A 14655-nucleotide genomic window follows, 5' to 3' on the forward strand; every position below is an offset into this window, starting at 1 on the left:
CCACCGACTGGCCCACAATGACCCGGTGAACGACCTCGCTCCCCTCCTCACCCCCGAGGGCCGCGCCCTCCTCGACGCGGTGCGCGGCACCGCCCCCGCCGACGAACTCGCGGTCGCCACCCGGCTGCGCCGGGACCACCCCGCCGGCCTGGTGTCGGCGGCGCTCGGCCAGGCGCGGCTGCGGCAGCGGGCGGAAGCCAAGTTCGGCGCCGAGGACGCGGGGCGGATGTTCTTCACGCCGAACGGCGTCGAGCAGTCGACGCGGGCGAGTGTGGCCGCGTACCGGGCCGGGCGCCTGCGGGACCTCGGCGTCACCTCCGTCGCGGACCTGTGCTGCGGGATCGGCGGGGACGCGGTCGCGCTGGCCCGGGCCGGGATCCGGGTGCTGGCGGTGGACCGGGACCCCCTGACGGCGGCCGTCGCCCGCGCCAACGCCGACGCGCTCGGGCTCGCCGGCCTCATGGAGGTGCGCGAGGCGGACGTCACGGAGGTCGACACGGCCGGTTACGACGCCGTGTTCGTCGATCCGGCGCGGCGCGGCGGCCGGGGCCGCATCTTCGATCCCGAGGCGTACTCGCCTCCCCTGTCCTGGGCCGTCCAGGCGGCCCGCAAGGCCCCGCACGCCGCCCTGAAGGTCGCGCCCGGCATCCCGCACGAGGCCGTGCCGGAGGGCGCCGAGGCCGAGTGGATCTCGGACGGCGGGGACGTCAAGGAGGCGGTCCTGTGGTTCGGCACCGAGCCGGGCGCCGTCCGCGCGACCCTGCTCCCCGGCCCGCGCACCCTCCTCGGCCGGGGCCTGCCCGACCCCGCAGTCCGGCCCGTCGGGCGGTACCTGTACGAGCCCGACGGCGCCGTCATCCGGTCCCATCTGGTCGCCGAGGTCGCCGAGGCGGTGGGCGGCGGGCTCATCGACGCGACCATCGCCTACATCACCGGCGACGACCTGCGCCCGACGCCCTTCGCGACGCCCTACGAGATCACCGATCGACTCCCCTTCAACGTCAAGAAGCTGAAGGCCCTGCTACGGCAGCGCGAGGTCGGCGTCCTCACCGTCAAGAAGCGGGGGTCCGCCGTCGAGCCGGAGGAGTTGCGCCGGAAGGTCAAGCCGCAGGGGCCGAACGCGGCGACGGTGTTCCTGACCCGGGTGCGGGGCGCGCCCACCATGCTGGTCGGTCACCCGCTCTGAGCCGCCCTGCGCAGCAGCAGCTCCCGCTCTCGCTCGTTGCGCGTCAGGGAGGCCGCGCGGGCGAACTCCGCGCTCGCCTCCGCCGTACGGCCGAGGCGGTGCAGCAGGTCGCCGCGGACGCTCGGCAGCAAGTGGTAGTCGCGCAGGGCGGGTTCGGCGCCGAGGGCGTCGACGATCTCCAGGGCCTCGGCCGGGCCCACGGCCATCGACACCGCCACGGCCCTGTTGAGTTCGACGACCGGGGAGGGGGCCCGGGCGGCGAGCAGGGCGTAGAGGGTGGCGATGCTCTTCCAGTCGGTCTCCTCGTAGCGGTAGGCGTGGGCGTGGCAGGCGGCGATGGCGGCCTGGAGGGTGTACGGGCCCGGGGTGCCGGCGGTGTCCGTGCGGGCCAGGGCCTCGATGCCGCGGGCGATCAGCATGCGGTTCCAGCGGCGGCGGTTCTGGTCCTTGAGGAGGACCGGCTCGCCGTCCGGTCCGGTGCGGGCGGCGAGCCGGGACGCCTGGAACTCCAGCAGGGCGGTGAGGCCGTGGACCTCGGGCTCCTTCGGCATCAGGGCGGAGAGCACGCGGGCCAGGCGCAGGGCGTCCTCGCACAGGGACGGGCGCAGCAGGTCGTCGCCCGCGGTGGCGGCGTACCCCTCGTTGAAGATCAGGTAGATGACGTCCAGGACGGAGCCGAGGCGGGCCTCGCGGTCGGCGCCGTAGGGGACTTCGAAGGCGACGTTCCTGGTGGCGAGGGTGCGTTTGGCGCGGACGATGCGCTGGGCGACCGTCGGTTCGGGGACCAGGAAGGCGCGGGCGATCTCGGCGGTGGTCAGGCCGCCGAGCAGACGCAGGGTGAGGGCGATGCGGGCCTCGGTGGACAGCACCGGGTGGCAGGTGGTGAAGACCAGCCGGAGCAGGTCGTCGTCGATGTCGTCCGGCCCCGCGGGCTCGACGGGCGGGACCGTGCTGTCCAGCGTGCGGCCGATCTCGGCCAGTTTGCGGGCGTAGTTCTCGCCACGCCGGACCAGGTCGACCGCGCGGCGCCGGGCGGTGGTCATGAGCCAGGCGCCCGGGTTGTCGGGCACCCCGTCCCGGGGCCACTGCTCCAGCGCGGCGACCAGGGCGTCCTGCGCGAGCTCCTCGGCGATTCCGATGTCGCGGACGACGCGGGCGACGGCGGCGACGATCCTCGGGGACTCGATCCGGAAGACGGTCTCGACGGCGCCGCGGGGGTCCGCGGTGGGCTGTGAAGTCACAGCCCACCATGCAACACCCCCGCGCGGCCGGGACCAAGGGGGATCAGCCCTCGGCGATCTCGCGGACCTCGCAGGTGACCGTCCAGTGCGGCTCGTGGACCTTCAGGAAGCGGGTCGTCCACTCGATCGCCTCGGCCCGGTCCTTGCACTGCATCAGGGCGTACCCGCCGATGACCTCCCTGGCCTCGGTGAAGGGTCCGTCCGTGACGGACGTCCGGCCGCCCTCGTAGTGGACCCGCACGCCCTGGGCCGTCGGCGTCAGTCCGGCCGTGTCGAGCAGCACCCCGGCCTTCGTCATCTCCTCGATCAGCTCCCCCATGCGCTGCATCAGGTCGGCGCTGGGGCCCTCGGCGGGGGCGGTCTTCTCGTCGATCTGCACGAGCGACAGGTAGCGGGGCATGGTGGCTCCTCGGATCGGACGGCCGGGTCCTTCCCGGCCTCTCACCCCTGCGTCGAACGGCGACCGCCCGGATCGACACCTCCCCGAAAGAAATTTCTCAGCGCAGCGATTCCCACAGCTCGCCCGCCTCCGGCTCCCGCGCCACCACCCGGTTGGAGTCCTGGGGCGCCGGTACGACGGGCAGGGTCACCGTCCGCACCGCGTCCGCCGAGAGCGCCTCCAGGCTCCGGCCGAGGCGGGTCAGCTCGGTCAGCGAGTCCAGTCCGGTGTCGGTGGTGAGGCTGCCGGTCACCGCGTCGGCGACCCGGTAGAGCTTCGCGGGGTCGGTGAGCAGCTCGGTCGCGGAGATCCGCGCCAGCAGCGCCTTCACCAGCTGCTGCTGCAGGACTATCCGCCCCAGATCGCTGCCGTCGCCTATGCCGTGCCGGGTGCGGGCCAGGGCCAGGGCCTGCTCGCCGTCGAGATGGTGGGTGCCCGCCTCCAGGGTGAGGTGGCTGTCCTCGTCGTCGATGTCCTCCTCGGTGGTGACCGTGACCCCGCCGAGCGCGTCCACCAGCTTCGCGAACCCCGCGAAGTCGATCTCGATGTAGTGGTCCATGCGGACGTCCGTCATCGACTCGACCGTCTTGACCGCGCACACCGGCCCGCCCACCGCGTAGGCGCTGTTGAACATCGCCGCGGAGACGGCCGGGGTGGAGCCGCCGTCCTCCAGCGGGCAGGCGGGGCGGGGGACGAGGGTGTCCCGGGGGATGCTCACCACCGTCACCCCGGAGCGTCCCGCGTCGAGGTGGACCACCATCGCCGTGTCGGAGCGGGCGCCGGTGCTGTCGCCGCCGCCGAGCGCCTGGTTCTCCGCGCCGCTGCGCGAGTCGGAGCCGAGGACCAGGATGTTCAGCGACTCGGTCGGCAGCTCCTCCGCGGCGGCCGTGGCCGACGGGGTGGCCTTCGCCGGCCGGTTGTCGCCGAGCGCGCTGTTGATGTCGACGCTGTGGATGTTGCCGTTGAGCTGCCAGTACGCCCACCCCGCAGCGGCGGCGGCCAGCACCACGACGCCCGCGAGGGTGAGGCCGGCGGCCTTGAGCGCTCTCGACCGCCGGCCCACTGTGCTGCCCTCGTCCCCGCTCGCCTCGTCTCCGGTCACGGACAGGAACGTAAGTCCGAATTATGACAACGAGCGTGCCGGGGACCATTTTCTTCGGAAATTCTCAGACTTCTCAGCCCAGGGTCACCACCGGCACCGGATTGCTCCCGCTCCAGGACGCGTTGAACCCGAAGGTCACCGAACCCCCGTTCGGCACGGTCCCGTTGTAGGAGGCGTTGGAGCAACTGACCGCGGAGCCCGACTGGGTGCAGGTCGCGTTCCAGGACTGGCTGATCCGCTGCCCGGCGCCATAGGCCCAGGTCGCCTTCCAGGACGACAGCGAGGCCCCGTCGCAGGCGATGCGCACCTGGCCGGTGAACCCGGAGTTCCACTGGCTGACGACGCTGTACGTGGCCTTGCAGGCGCCCGTCGGCGGTGTCGTCGTACCGCCGAGGGCCTCAGCGATGGCGTGGTACGCCGGTTTCGGCGCGAAGTTCTCGTCGTACGGGGTCGCCGCGCCCTGCCCGGGGAAGGTGTCCGGGATCCAGGAGTCGGAGTCGGTGAAGCCCCAGACGGTGACGCCGACACAGCGGGCCACGGCCACACAGGCGCTGACCACCTGCTTGTACTCGGTGGCCTGCTGGGCGAGCTCGGCGCTGTCCGCGGGCAGGTTGATCCGGATGTCCAGCTCGGTGATGGCCACGTCGACGCCGAGGTCGGCGAAGCGCTGGATGTTCTGCTGGAGCGTGGACGGCACCTGGCCGAGGATGAGGTGGGCCTGGAGTCCGACGCCGTCGATCGGGACGCCGCGCTCCTTCAGCGACTTGACCAGGTTGTACAGGGCCGTGGACTTCGCGTTGACGCCCTCGACGTTGTAGTCGTTGATGTACAGCTTGGCGCTCGGGTCGGCGGCGCGGGCCGCGGTCAGCGCCTGGGCGATGTAGTCGGCGCCGAGGCCGTTGTACCAGAGCGTCTGCCGGTAGGTGCCGTCCTCGTTGAACGGCTCGTTCACCACGTCCCAGGTGGCGAGCCGCCCCTTGTACCGGCCCACCTCGGTGGCGATGTGGTCGGTCATGAGCTGCCGCAACTGGGCCGCCGTCCAGGTGCCGTTGGTCAGCCAGCCCGGGTTCTGGCTGTGCCAGACCAGGGTGTGGCCGCGCACCTCCTGGCCGTTGGCCTCGGCGAACTCGACGATCCGGTCGGCCTCGGCCCAGTTGAAGCTGCCGCGCGCGGGCTCGACCGACTCCCACTTCATGGCGTTGCCGGGGGTGAGCGCGTTGAACTCACGGGCCGCGATCTCGCCGTAGGTGCCGGTGAGTTTGGAACCAGTGACGGCGGTGCCGATGACCTTGCCCTTGGCGGCGGCGAGGTCGCGCAGCGGTGCGTCGGCGGCCTGCGCGACGGGTGCCGCGAGCAGCAGGCCGCCGAGCATCGCGACGCCCGTGAGGAGTGAAGCCAGGGTGGAGCCCGTTCTCAGCGATCTCATTGCGGGTGCCTCCGAAAGTTTCGGCCGTACAACCGACTGGCTTCGGGCAGTGTGGAGGCGGTACGGGACCCCGTCAATGGGTTCCCGCTAATCGGCGGGCGGCGCTCCCGTACTGCTGCGCACCACCAGGCTCGTGGCCAGCTCCACCCGGGTCGCCGCCGGATCACCGTCCTGCTTGGCCAGGTCCAGCACCAGCCGGGCGGCCGCCTCCGCCATCTCGGTCAGCGGCTGCCGTACGGTCGTCAGCGGCGGCCCGACCCAGCGCGCCACCGGCAGATCGTCGAAGCCCACCACGCTCAGGTCCTCCGGAATGCGCAGCCCCAGTTCGCGCGCGGCCTCGTACAGGCCGAGCGCCTGGAGGTCGTTGCCGGCGAAGACCGCGGTCGGCCGGTCAGGTCCGCGCAGCAGCTTCAGGCCCTCGCGGTAGCCGGTCTCGTGGTGGAAGTCGCCGGGCCGGATCAGCGCCGGGTCGACCGGCAGCCCGGCCGTCTCCAGGGCGGCCCGGTAGCCGTCGAGCCGGGCGCGGCTGCACATCATCCGCGAGGGGCCCGTGATGGCGCCGATCCGGGTGTGCCCGAGCTCGACCAGATGCCGGGTGGCGGCGAGCCCGCCCTGCCAGTTGGTGGCGCCGATGGAGGGCACGTCGGCGCCGGGGTCGCCGGCCGGGTCCATCACCACGAACGGGATGGAACGGCTCATGAGCAGCGCGCGCTGGGAGTCGTCGAGGCCGGACAGCACCAGGATCACCCCGTGCGGACGCCGGGCGGCGACCTGGTCGGCCCAGGTCCGCCCGGGCGTGAGCCGTCCCGCGCTCTCGCTGAGCACCACGCTCAGCCCGGCGTCCCGGGCGACGTTCTCCACCCCGCGGATGACCTCCATCGCCCAGGCGCTCTCCAGCTCGTGGAAGACCAGGTCGATCAGCGGCGAGCGGCTCGCCTCGGCGCGCCGGCGCCGGTAGCCGTGGGCGCGCAGCAGTTCCTCGACCCGGCTGCGGGTGGCGGGAGCGACATCGGCTCTGCCGTTGAGGACCTTCGAAACAGTCGGCGCCGAGACGCCGGCCTCCCGGGCGATCTCGGCGAGCGTCGCGCTCTGCGCGGACCGACCTGTCGCGCGGGCTGTCGTCCGCGTTTCCGCGGGCTCGGAGGGTGTCATGGCGGCGATCGTATCCCTGCGCCCCCTCTTGACGAACCCTTCCCGCCGCCCCTAGGTTCCCGGAACATTCGAGGTGAACAACGAAACATTCGCGAGAGGCATCCGCCCCGACAGGAGTTCCATGACGACCGCCCCCTGGCGCGACCCCGCCCTGCCCGCCTCCGCCCGCGTCGACGACCTGCTCTCCCGGATGACTCTGCAGGAGAAGACCGCCCAGCTCTACGGCGTGTGGGTGGGCGCCGCCACGGACGGCGACGGGGTCGCCCCGCTGCAACGCGAGATGACCGCCGAGTACGACTGGGACGAGCTGATCACCCACGGCCTCGGCCAGCTCACCCGCTCCTTCGGCACCGCCCCCGTGGACCCGGCGCTCGGCGCGCAGGCGCTGGCCCGCGCCCAGCGCCGGATCGCGGCCGCCGGACGCTTCGGCATCCCCGCCGTCGCCCACGAGGAGTGCCTGGCCGGGTTCACCACCTGGCGGGCCACCGCCTACCCGGTGCCGCTGGCCTGGGGAGCGAGCTTCGACGCCCCGCTGGTCGAGGAGATGGCCCGGCGGATCGGCGAGGACCTGCGCTCGGTCGGCGTCCACCAGGGCCTCGCACCCGTCCTGGACGTCGTCCGCGACCCGCGCTGGGGACGGGTCGAGGAGACGATCGGCGAGGACCCGTATCTGACCGGCACCATCGGCACCGCCTATGTGCGGGGCCTGGAGTCCGCCGGGGTGATCGCCACCCTCAAGCACTTCGCCGGGTACGCCTCCTCGGCGGGCGCCCGCAACCTCGCGCCGGTGCGGGCGGGCGTGCGCGAGTTCGCCGACGTGACGCTGCCGCCGTTCGAGATGGCGCTGCGCGAGGGCGGGGCGCGCAGTGTGATGGCGGCGTACACCGAGACCGACGGCGTCCCCGCCTCGGCGGACCCCGGTCTGCTCACCGAACTCCTGCGCGAGCAGTGGGCGTTCACCGGCACGGTCGTGGCCGACTACTTCGGCATCGGCTTCCTGCGGTCGCTGCACCGCGTGGCGGGCACCGACGCCGAGGCGGCGCACGCGGCCCTCGCCGCCGGGATCGACGTGGAACTGCCGAGCCTGAAGTGCTACGGCAAGCCGCTCCTGGACGCCGTCCGCGCGGGCGAGATCCCCGAGGAGCTGGTCGACCGGGCGGCCCGCCGCGTCCTGCTCCAGAAGTGCGAACTGGGCCTGCTGGACGAGGACTGGGACCCGGAACCCGCCGAGCGCATCGACCTCGACTCCCCCGCCAACCGCGCCCTGGCCCGGCGGCTGGCCGAGGAGTCGGTGGTGCTGCTGGACAACCCGGACGGGCTGCTGCCGCTGGCCCCGGACACCCGGATCGCGGTCGTGGGGCCCCGCGCCGCGGACGCCCTGGCGATGCTGGGCTGCTACTCCTTCCCCTCCCATGTCCTCACCCACCACCCCGACGTCCCGATGGGCATCGGCATCCCGACCGTCCTGGAGGCGCTGCGCACCGAACTCCCCGACGCGAAGGTGACGTTCGCCGAGGGCTGCGGGGTCTCCGACCCCGATCTCGCGGGCTTCGAGGAGGCGGTCGCGCGGGCGTCCGAGGCGGATGTCTGTCTCGCCGTGCTGGGCGACCGGGCGGGCCTGTTCGGCCGCGGCACCTCGGGCGAGGGCTGCGACGTGAGCGACCTGCGACTGCCGGGCGTGCAGGGCGAGTTGCTGGACGCGCTGGTGGCGACGGGCGTCCCGGTCGTGCTGGTCCTGCTCACCGGCCGCCCCTACGCGCTCGGCCGCTGGCACGGCCGCCTGGGCGCGGTCGTCCAGGCCTTCTTCCCCGGCGAGGAGGGCGGCCCGGCGGTCGCCGGAGTGCTCTCGGGCCGGGTGAACCCCTCCGGACGCCTCCCGGTGAGCGTCCCGCGGGCACCGGGCGGGCAGCCGTGGACGTATCTCCAGCCGCCGCTGGGCCTCGCGGGCGAGGTCAGCAACCTGGACCCGACCCCGCTGTACGCGTTCGGCCACGGACGCTCGTACACCCGCTTCGCCTGGGAGTCCGACGCGGCGGACACGGAGATCGGCACGGACGGCTCGTACGAGATGAGCGTGACCGTCCGCAACACCGGCGACCGCGCGGGCGCGGAGGTCGTGCAGCTGTACCTGCACGATCCGGTGGCCTCGGTGACCCGTCCGGACGTCCGGCTGATCGGCTACCAGCGGCTGGAGCTGGCACCCGGCGAGGCCCGGCAGGTGACCTTCCGCTTCCACGCGGACCTGTCGGCCTTCACGGACCGCTCGCACGCGAAGGTGGTCGAACCCGGCGTGCTGGAACTACGGTTGGGCATGTCCAGCGCGGAGACACTGCACTCGGCACGCCTGACCCTGACCGGCCCGCCGCGGACGCTCGGCCCCGACCGGCGGCTGGTCTGCGAGACGGTGGTGTCCTGACCCCTGGGGAGGGGCCGGATGGACCGCTACGTCCACCACGAACTGCGGTCCGTCGGCACGGCGTCGGCCGCCGTCGCGGTCTGTGTGCCGGTGACGGCCGGGGTCCACGGGGCGCCGCTCGACGCGGGCGGGCTGGGGCTGTTCGCGGCCGGTCTCCTCGGGTTCGCGGTGCTGTTCACGCTCGCGCAGGCGTCCCGGATCAGATGGCTGAGCGAGGTGCTGGACTTCGAGGCGGCGGAGCCCCTGGCAACGCCGCCCGCCGCGGCGTCCTCGCTCCGGCATCCGGTCAACTGGTGGCTGTTCACCGTGATGACGGCCGGGACGCTCGGCGCCGCGCTCGCCTGGGAGCCCGCCGCGGCCCTGTTCCCGCTGTGGCCGGGGGCGGCCTGGCTGGGCCAGGCCTGGCTGGCCGCCGGCTGGGAGCGCCGCCACGGCAAGGTGCTGTGGCGGGGCCACGACCCCGACCGGCCCTGGCGTCTGGCGGTCAGCCCTCGTCCACTGCCTCGAACCGCCACCGGTGCACCGCCCGAGTGACCAGCTCACCGTCCGGCTCGGGCAGTTCCGGCAGTACGGCGTCGTAGTCGCCGTCCCACCAGGTGATGACCAGCACCCGGTCCCCCGGGGCCCGGAAGGTCTCCCGGCGCAGCGGAGGCTCGGCGAGCCGCTGCCGGGCGACCCAGGCCAGCAGCTCCGCGCCCCGGCCCTCGGCCGCCCGCGCCTCCCACATCAGCGCGACCGTCACGGGTAGAGGTTCCCCTTGCTGACCTCGTGCACATGGTCGTGTGCCGGCACGTGCGGGTCGGTCACCGGCAGCGAGGAGTCGGCGGACAGGTCCCAGCCGGAGGCCGGCCGGCCCCGCGCGACCATCTCCGCGCCGAGCGCGGCGACCATGGCGCCGTTGTCCGTGCACAGCTTCGGACGCGGCACCCGCAGCCGGATCCCGGCCGCCTCGCAGCGCTCCTGGGCCAGCACCCGGAGCCGGGAGTTGGCTGCCACCCCGCCGCCGATCATCAGGTGGTCGACGCCCTCGTCCTTGCAGGCCCGCACGGCCTTGCGGGTCAGCACGTCCACGACCGCCTCCTGGAAGGAGGCCGCCACGTCCCGCACCGGCACGTCCTCCCCCGCGGCCCGCTTGGCCTCGATCCAGCGGGCCACGGCCGTCTTGAGACCGGAGAAGGAGAAGTCGTACGCCGGATCGCGGGGCCCGGTGAGCCCGCGCGGGAAGGCGATGGAGCCGGGGTCGCCCTCGCGCGCGTACCGGTCGATGACCGGGCCGCCGGGGAAGCCCAGGTTCAGCACCCGGGCGATCTTGTCGAAGGCCTCGCCGGCCGCGTCGTCGATGGTGGCGCCCATCGGCCGGACGTCGGAGGTGATGTCGCTCGACAGCAGCAGGGAGGAGTGCCCGCCGGACACCAGCAGCGCCATCGTCGGCTCGGGCAGCGGGCCGTGCTCCAGCTGGTCCACGCAGATGTGCGAGGCGAGGTGGTTCACGCCGTAGAGCGGCTTGCCGAGCGCGTAGGCGTACGCCTTCGCCGCCGAGACCCCGACGAGCAGGGCACCGGCGAGGCCGGGACCGGCGGTCACGGCGATCCCGTCCAGGTCGCGGGCGGTGATGCCCGCTTCCTTCAGCGCGCGTTCGATGGTCGGCACCATCGCTTCCAGATGGGCCCGGGAGGCGACCTCGGGGACCACGCCGCCGAAGCGGGCGTGCTCGTCGACGCTGGACGCGATGGCGTCGGCCAGCAGGGTCGTCCCGCGCACGATGCCGACGCCGGTCTCGTCGCAGGAGGTCTCGATCCCCAGCACCAGGGGTTCGTCAGCCATGGATCTCTGTTCCTTGTTCTGAGGCGGGACCCGTGGCGGAGCCGCCCGTGGAGTCGGTGTTCAGGCGCATCACGAGGGCGTCCACATTGCCCGGCTGGTAGTAGCCGCGCCGGAACCCGATGGCCTCGAAGCCGTAGCGCTCGTAGAGCTTCTGGGCGCGGACGTTGTCGATCCGGCACTCCAGCATCACTTCGGCGCAGTCGAAGGCGGTGGCCGCCCGCAGCAGCTCGGTCAGCAGCCGCCCGCCGAGGCCGGTGCCCCAGTGGTCGCGGGCGACGGCGATGGTCTGGATGTCGGCGAGGTCGCCGGAGGCGGAGAGGCCGGCATAGCCGACGATCCGCTCGCCCGCGACGGCCACGAGATACCGCCGGGTCGCCCCGGCACCGCGTGCGTGGGCCAGCTCGGACCAGAACATCCCGCGGGACCAGGCGTCCTCGGGGAAGAGGTCCTTCTCCAGCTCCAGCACCGGATCGATGTCCCACCAGCGCATCTCGCGCAGCACCGCTGTCACTTGGGGGTGACCACCTTGTAGTTCTTGGGGACCTGGGCGTCGGGCCTGCGCAGGTAGAGCGGTCTGGGCGCGGGGAGTTCCTCGCCCGCCGCCAGCCGCTCGGCGGCCAGCGCGGCGAGGGCCGCCGCCGACACGTGCTCGGGTTCGTGGGCGCGCGGGAAGGTCTCGGGGTACAGCAGCGCCCCGGCCCCGACCGCGGGCAGGCCCGCGACCCGCTCGGCGATCTCGGCGGGCCGGTCGACCGCCGGGTCGGTCAGGCGGGTGCGGGAGTCGGCGTACGTGGCCCAGTAGACCTCCTTGCGCCGGGCGTCGGTGGCCACCACGAAGGGGCCCTCGGCGATGTCGGCGGCGTAGGCGAGGCCGTCGAGGGTGCACACCCCGTGCACGGGGACGCCGAGCGCGAGCCCGAAGGTGTCGGCGGTCATCAGACCGACCCGCAGCCCGGTGTACGGGCCGGGTCCGGTCCCTACGACGACGCCGGTGACGGCGTCGAGCTTCAGCCCCGCCTCGGCGAGCACACGGTCGACGGCCGGCAGCAGCAGTTCGCCGTGCCGGCGGGCGTCCACCTGGCTCGACGAGGCGATGACGTCCGTGCCGTCGTGCAGCGCGACGGTGACGGCGGGCGTGGCGGTATCCAGAGCGAGCAAGAGCACGCAAACAGCCTACGGCTCCCCGCGCCGCCGCACGGCCGCCCGGGCGGAGCGGTCACCGGCTGCTACGGTCGCCGGGAAGCACGACGTACGACAAAGAGGTGGGCGACGGTGGCAAGCAGCAGCTCCGGATTCGTGGCCGGGCTCACCACGGCGGCCCTGGTCACCGTCGGCTACCTCGCCTACCAGGCCTCGGCGAACGTCCCGGCCGACCTGGGCCGGCCGGACGCCGGCAGCACCCCCGCGGCGGCCGCCTCCAAGGCGCCCCGCGACCAGCGCAACCCGGCCGCCCTGCCCGCCGGGTCCGGCAAGGGTGAACGGGTGGTGTACTCGGTGGACGACGACCGGGTGTGGCTGGTCGGCGCGGGCGACAAGGTCAAGCGGACCTTCCAGGTGGACCCGGGCACGGTGGACCCGGCGCCGGGCGTCTACGCGGTCACCTCCCGCTCGAACGCGATCACCGGAACGGACGGCGTCCCGGTCGAGCACGTGGTCCGCTTCACCAGCGTGGGCGGTGTCGTCATCGGCTTCAGCGCGGCGGTCGACGACACGGCCGGGGCCCCGGGCGCGGCGCCCCGCACCGGCGGCATCCGCGAGACCCGGGCGGACGGCGACGCGATGTGGGACTTCGCGACGATCGGACAGAAGGTCGTCGTGATCCGCTGACCCTCAGGCCGCCTTGCGCTCCCGCTGTGGCGGAGCCTTCGGTTCCGGGGCGCGGGGCGGGGTGGACACGGCGGTTGCCGCGGCGCATGCCGCCAGCAGGTCGCGCATGGACACTCCGGGCAGCGGACGCGGCTGCGTCGCGTCCCGTTCCGTGACCGACATGGACGCCTCCTGGGAGCCGGGGGCAGACGTAGTTAGGCACACCTAACTACGGGCTGGGTACCATGTGACCACGCCCGGGACGGCGAACGCAATATCTTCCCGACGTCTTGTCGGAATGTTCATGGAGACCTTGTTACCGGAGACCCCGTTCACGGAGACCCGGGCGGGACTCAGGCGGACAGCGCCGGCAGACCCGCCTCGGCCCAGCGCTTTCCGAGCCCGGTCACCGTCACCTGCCGTACCTCGTCGGTCGTGTCGCCGACGGCCCGGTGGATGACGATCTGGAGCCGGTCGTCGGTCAGCCCCTCGACCTTGCCCTCGCCCCACTCCACGACGATCACCGAGTCCGGCAGCGACACGTCGAGATCGAGGTCCTCCATCTCGTCGAGCCCGCCGCCGAGGCGGTACGCGTCGACGTGGACGAGCGGCGGACCCTCACCCAGCGAGGGATGGACGCGCGCAATGACGAACGTCGGCGAGGTGACGGCGCCCCGGACCCCGAGCCCTTCCCCTAGCCCGCGGGTCAGTGTCGTCTTGCCCGCGCCGAGCTCCCCGCTGAGCATCACGAGGTCCCCGGCGCGCAGCAGCTTGGCGAGCCGGCGGCCGAGCTCCCGCATCTGCTCGGGAGACGTGACCGTCAGCTCGGTCTCAGCCTGGTTGTGCGGTACTGCTTCCATAGCCACCCACGGTAGCGCCCGCCGGCACCGCCCCCGCGCGGGTGAGCAGGTCGGCGAGACGGTCGGTGACCACTTCCGGGTGTTCCAGCATCACCAGATGCCCGGCGTCCGGCACGAGCACCAGCTCGGCGTCGGGGAGCAGATCGGCGATGGCCTCGCTGTGCTCGCTCGGCGTGACCAGGTCCTTGACCCCGGCCAGCACCAGCACCGGCAGGTCCGCGAAGTGGACGAGCGCCTCGGTCTTGTCGTGGTCGGCGAAGGCCGGGTAGTACTCGGCGACCACGTCGATCGGCGTGCCCTCGATCAGCCGCTCGGCGAACCGCGCCACCGCCGGGTCGACGTCCCGGGAGGCGAAGGAGTACCGCTTGATGATCCCGGCGAACAGATCGGCGGTGGCCCGGCGCCCCTTCTCCACCAGCTCGGCCCGCTGCCCCAGCGCCTTCAGCACACCGGGGAGCACGCGCCGCACGGCGTTGACGCCCGCGACGGGCAGCCCGAAGTTGACCTCGCCGAGCCGCCCCGACGACGTACCGACCAGAGCGACGGCGACCACCCGGTCCCGGATCAGCTCGGGGAACTGGTCGGCCAGCGCCATGACGGTCATCCCGCCCATGGAGTGCCCGACGAGCACGACCGGCCCCTCCGGCACGGCCGCGTCGATGACGGCCTTCAGGTCCCGGCCGAGCTGCTCGATGTCGACCGGTACCCCGTCGCGCACCTGCGCGGCGCCCCGCGCGGAGCGGCCGTGGCTGCGCTGGTCCCAGTGCACGGTCCGGACGACGCCGCGCAGCGCCGCCCGCTGGAAGTGCCAGGAGTCCTGGCTGAGGCAGTAGCCGTGGCTGAAGACGACCGTGACGGGAGCCGGGGCCTTGCGTCCGAAGAGGCGGCGCCGGCGGGGGGCGGAGCCGCCCTCGGGCTCGACGTCGTCGACCTCGTAGTACAGCTCGGTGCCGTCGTCGGAGACGGCCTTGCCGGGCATGCCGCGCAGCGCGCCGTAAGGGCCCGCCGAGTCGAGCGCGAGACGGGCCTTCTGCCGCATCCCCCGGCCGACGGTGAGCCGCTCTATGGCGACCCCGGCGGCGGCGCCCGCGGCGACCACGCCTATCGCGGCGCCCGCGAATCCCGTCGCGCGGCGCCAGGCGCCGGCGGAGGCGACGGCCGCGGCGGCCGCGACGCCCTCCGCACTGCTCTCGCTCACGTACC

General features: G+C 73.4%; 16 protein-coding genes. 4 read left to right on the plus strand and 12 right to left on the minus strand.

Annotation, left to right across the window (positions count from 1 at the left end):
- The first annotated feature begins 25 nt into the window (after nt 1-25).
- Nucleotides 26-1186, plus strand: coding sequence for a THUMP-like domain-containing protein (locus tag ACWD11_RS02550; RefSeq protein WP_451280828.1), 1161 nt, complete (start codon nt 26-28; stop codon nt 1184-1186).
- On the opposite strand, the gene ACWD11_RS02555 is transcribed toward ACWD11_RS02550, so the two are convergent.
- From ACWD11_RS02555 to ACWD11_RS02575, 5 genes are all read right to left on the minus strand, one after another.
- A complete protein-coding gene (locus ACWD11_RS02555; RefSeq protein WP_451280830.1) occupies nt 1174-2427 on the minus strand; it encodes an RNA polymerase sigma factor in 1254 nt (417 codons plus the stop codon). The genes ACWD11_RS02550 and ACWD11_RS02555 overlap by 13 nt on opposite strands.
- Nucleotides 2428-2470: 43 nt before the next feature.
- Nucleotides 2471-2827, minus strand: a complete 357-nt coding sequence (locus tag ACWD11_RS02560; protein ID WP_389415391.1) for a YciI family protein — start codon at nt 2825-2827, stop codon at nt 2471-2473.
- A gap of 97 nt (nt 2828-2924) precedes the next feature.
- On the minus strand, nt 2925-3968 hold the full coding sequence (locus tag ACWD11_RS02565; protein ID WP_451280832.1) for an LCP family protein: 1044 nt from the start codon (nt 3966-3968) through the stop codon (nt 2925-2927).
- Nucleotides 3969-4041: 73 nt separating this feature from the next.
- Nucleotides 4042-5394 carry an endo-1,4-beta-xylanase gene (locus ACWD11_RS02570; RefSeq protein WP_451280834.1) on the minus strand — a complete coding sequence of 451 codons (1353 nt, stop codon included), beginning with the start codon at nt 5392-5394 and terminating at the stop codon, nt 4042-4044.
- Between the two features lie 87 nt (nt 5395-5481).
- Entirely contained in the window at nt 5482-6546 is a 1065-nt protein-coding gene (locus ACWD11_RS02575) for a LacI family DNA-binding transcriptional regulator (RefSeq protein WP_389415394.1), read from the minus strand.
- Nucleotides 6547-6667: 121 nt separating this feature from the next.
- Between ACWD11_RS02575 and ACWD11_RS02580 the strand changes: the two genes are divergently transcribed.
- Nucleotides 6668-8962, plus strand: coding sequence for a beta-xylosidase/alpha-l-arabinosidase (locus ACWD11_RS02580; protein WP_451280836.1), 2295 nt, complete (start codon nt 6668-6670; stop codon nt 8960-8962).
- 18 nt (nt 8963-8980) lie between these two features.
- Entirely contained in the window at nt 8981-9496 is a 516-nt protein-coding gene (locus tag ACWD11_RS02585) for a hypothetical protein (protein WP_451280837.1), read from the plus strand.
- Here ACWD11_RS02585 and ACWD11_RS02590 read toward each other — a convergent pair.
- Genes ACWD11_RS02590 through tsaB form a run of 4 tightly spaced genes read right to left on the minus strand, consistent with a single transcriptional unit; the run spans nt 9447 to nt 11950 of the window.
- Entirely contained in the window at nt 9447-9704 is a 258-nt protein-coding gene (locus ACWD11_RS02590) for a hypothetical protein (RefSeq protein ID WP_389415397.1), read from the minus strand. The genes ACWD11_RS02585 and ACWD11_RS02590 overlap by 50 nt on opposite strands.
- Nucleotides 9701-10786 carry a tRNA (adenosine(37)-N6)-threonylcarbamoyltransferase complex transferase subunit TsaD gene (gene tsaD / locus ACWD11_RS02595; RefSeq protein WP_389415398.1) on the minus strand — a complete coding sequence of 362 codons (1086 nt, stop codon included), beginning with the start codon at nt 10784-10786 and terminating at the stop codon, nt 9701-9703. Before tsaD ends, ACWD11_RS02590 begins: the two co-directional genes overlap by 4 nt.
- On the minus strand, nt 10779-11276 hold the full coding sequence (gene rimI, locus ACWD11_RS02600; protein WP_389415638.1) for a ribosomal protein S18-alanine N-acetyltransferase: 498 nt from the start codon (nt 11274-11276) through the stop codon (nt 10779-10781). The genes tsaD and rimI overlap by 8 nt, the downstream gene beginning before the upstream one ends.
- Nucleotides 11277-11293: 17 nt before the next feature.
- A complete protein-coding gene (gene tsaB, locus ACWD11_RS02605) occupies nt 11294-11950 on the minus strand; it encodes a tRNA (adenosine(37)-N6)-threonylcarbamoyltransferase complex dimerization subunit type 1 TsaB (RefSeq protein WP_389415399.1) in 657 nt (218 codons plus the stop codon).
- Nucleotides 11951-12058: 108 nt separating this feature from the next.
- On the opposite strand from tsaB, the gene ACWD11_RS02610 reads away from it, so the two are divergent.
- On the plus strand, nt 12059-12613 hold the full coding sequence (locus ACWD11_RS02610; RefSeq protein WP_389415400.1) for a hypothetical protein: 555 nt from the start codon (nt 12059-12061) through the stop codon (nt 12611-12613).
- Nucleotides 12614-12616: 3 nt separating this feature from the next.
- Here the strand turns inward: ACWD11_RS02610 and ACWD11_RS02615 are convergent, their stop codons facing one another.
- The 3 genes from ACWD11_RS02615 to ACWD11_RS02625 form a co-directional block, all read right to left on the minus strand.
- Complete coding sequence (locus ACWD11_RS02615) at nt 12617-12775, minus strand: hypothetical protein (protein WP_451115057.1); 159 nt, start codon at nt 12773-12775, stop codon at nt 12617-12619.
- Between the two features lie 170 nt (nt 12776-12945).
- Nucleotides 12946-13452, minus strand: coding sequence for a tRNA (adenosine(37)-N6)-threonylcarbamoyltransferase complex ATPase subunit type 1 TsaE (gene tsaE, locus ACWD11_RS02620; RefSeq protein ID WP_389415402.1), 507 nt, complete (start codon nt 13450-13452; stop codon nt 12946-12948).
- Complete coding sequence (locus ACWD11_RS02625; protein WP_389415403.1) at nt 13424-14650, minus strand: alpha/beta fold hydrolase; 1227 nt, start codon at nt 14648-14650, stop codon at nt 13424-13426. Before ACWD11_RS02625 ends, tsaE begins: the two co-directional genes overlap by 29 nt.
- Nucleotides 14651-14655 lie beyond the last annotated feature (5 nt).

This window comes from Streptomyces sp. NPDC002776, from assembly GCF_053592195.1.

What these genes read in the sequence shown, in the direction of transcription:
- ACWD11_RS02560 (WP_389415391.1), bottom strand. Translation starts at nt 2,827, where the DNA reads ATGCCCCGCTACCTGTCGCTCGTGCAGATCGACGAGAAGACCGCCCCC.
- tsaE (WP_389415402.1), bottom strand. Translation starts at nt 13,452, where the DNA reads ATGGAAGCAGTACCGCACAACCAGGCTGAGACCGAGCTGACGGTCACG.
- tsaD (WP_389415398.1), bottom strand. Translation starts at nt 10,786, where the DNA reads ATGGCTGACGAACCCCTGGTGCTGGGGATCGAGACCTCCTGCGACGAG.
- rimI (WP_389415638.1), bottom strand. Translation starts at nt 11,276, where the DNA reads ATGCGCTGGTGGGACATCGATCCGGTGCTGGAGCTGGAGAAGGACCTC.
- ACWD11_RS02575 (WP_389415394.1), bottom strand. Translation starts at nt 6,546, where the DNA reads ATGACACCCTCCGAGCCCGCGGAAACGCGGACGACAGCCCGCGCGACA.
- ACWD11_RS02580 (WP_451280836.1), top strand. Translation starts at nt 6,668, where the DNA reads ATGACGACCGCCCCCTGGCGCGACCCCGCCCTGCCCGCCTCCGCCCGC.
- ACWD11_RS02585 (WP_451280837.1), top strand. Translation starts at nt 8,981, where the DNA reads ATGGACCGCTACGTCCACCACGAACTGCGGTCCGTCGGCACGGCGTCG.
- ACWD11_RS02615 (WP_451115057.1), bottom strand. Translation starts at nt 12,775, where the DNA reads ATGTCGGTCACGGAACGGGACGCGACGCAGCCGCGTCCGCTGCCCGGA.
- ACWD11_RS02570 (WP_451280834.1), bottom strand. Translation starts at nt 5,394, where the DNA reads ATGAGATCGCTGAGAACGGGCTCCACCCTGGCTTCACTCCTCACGGGC.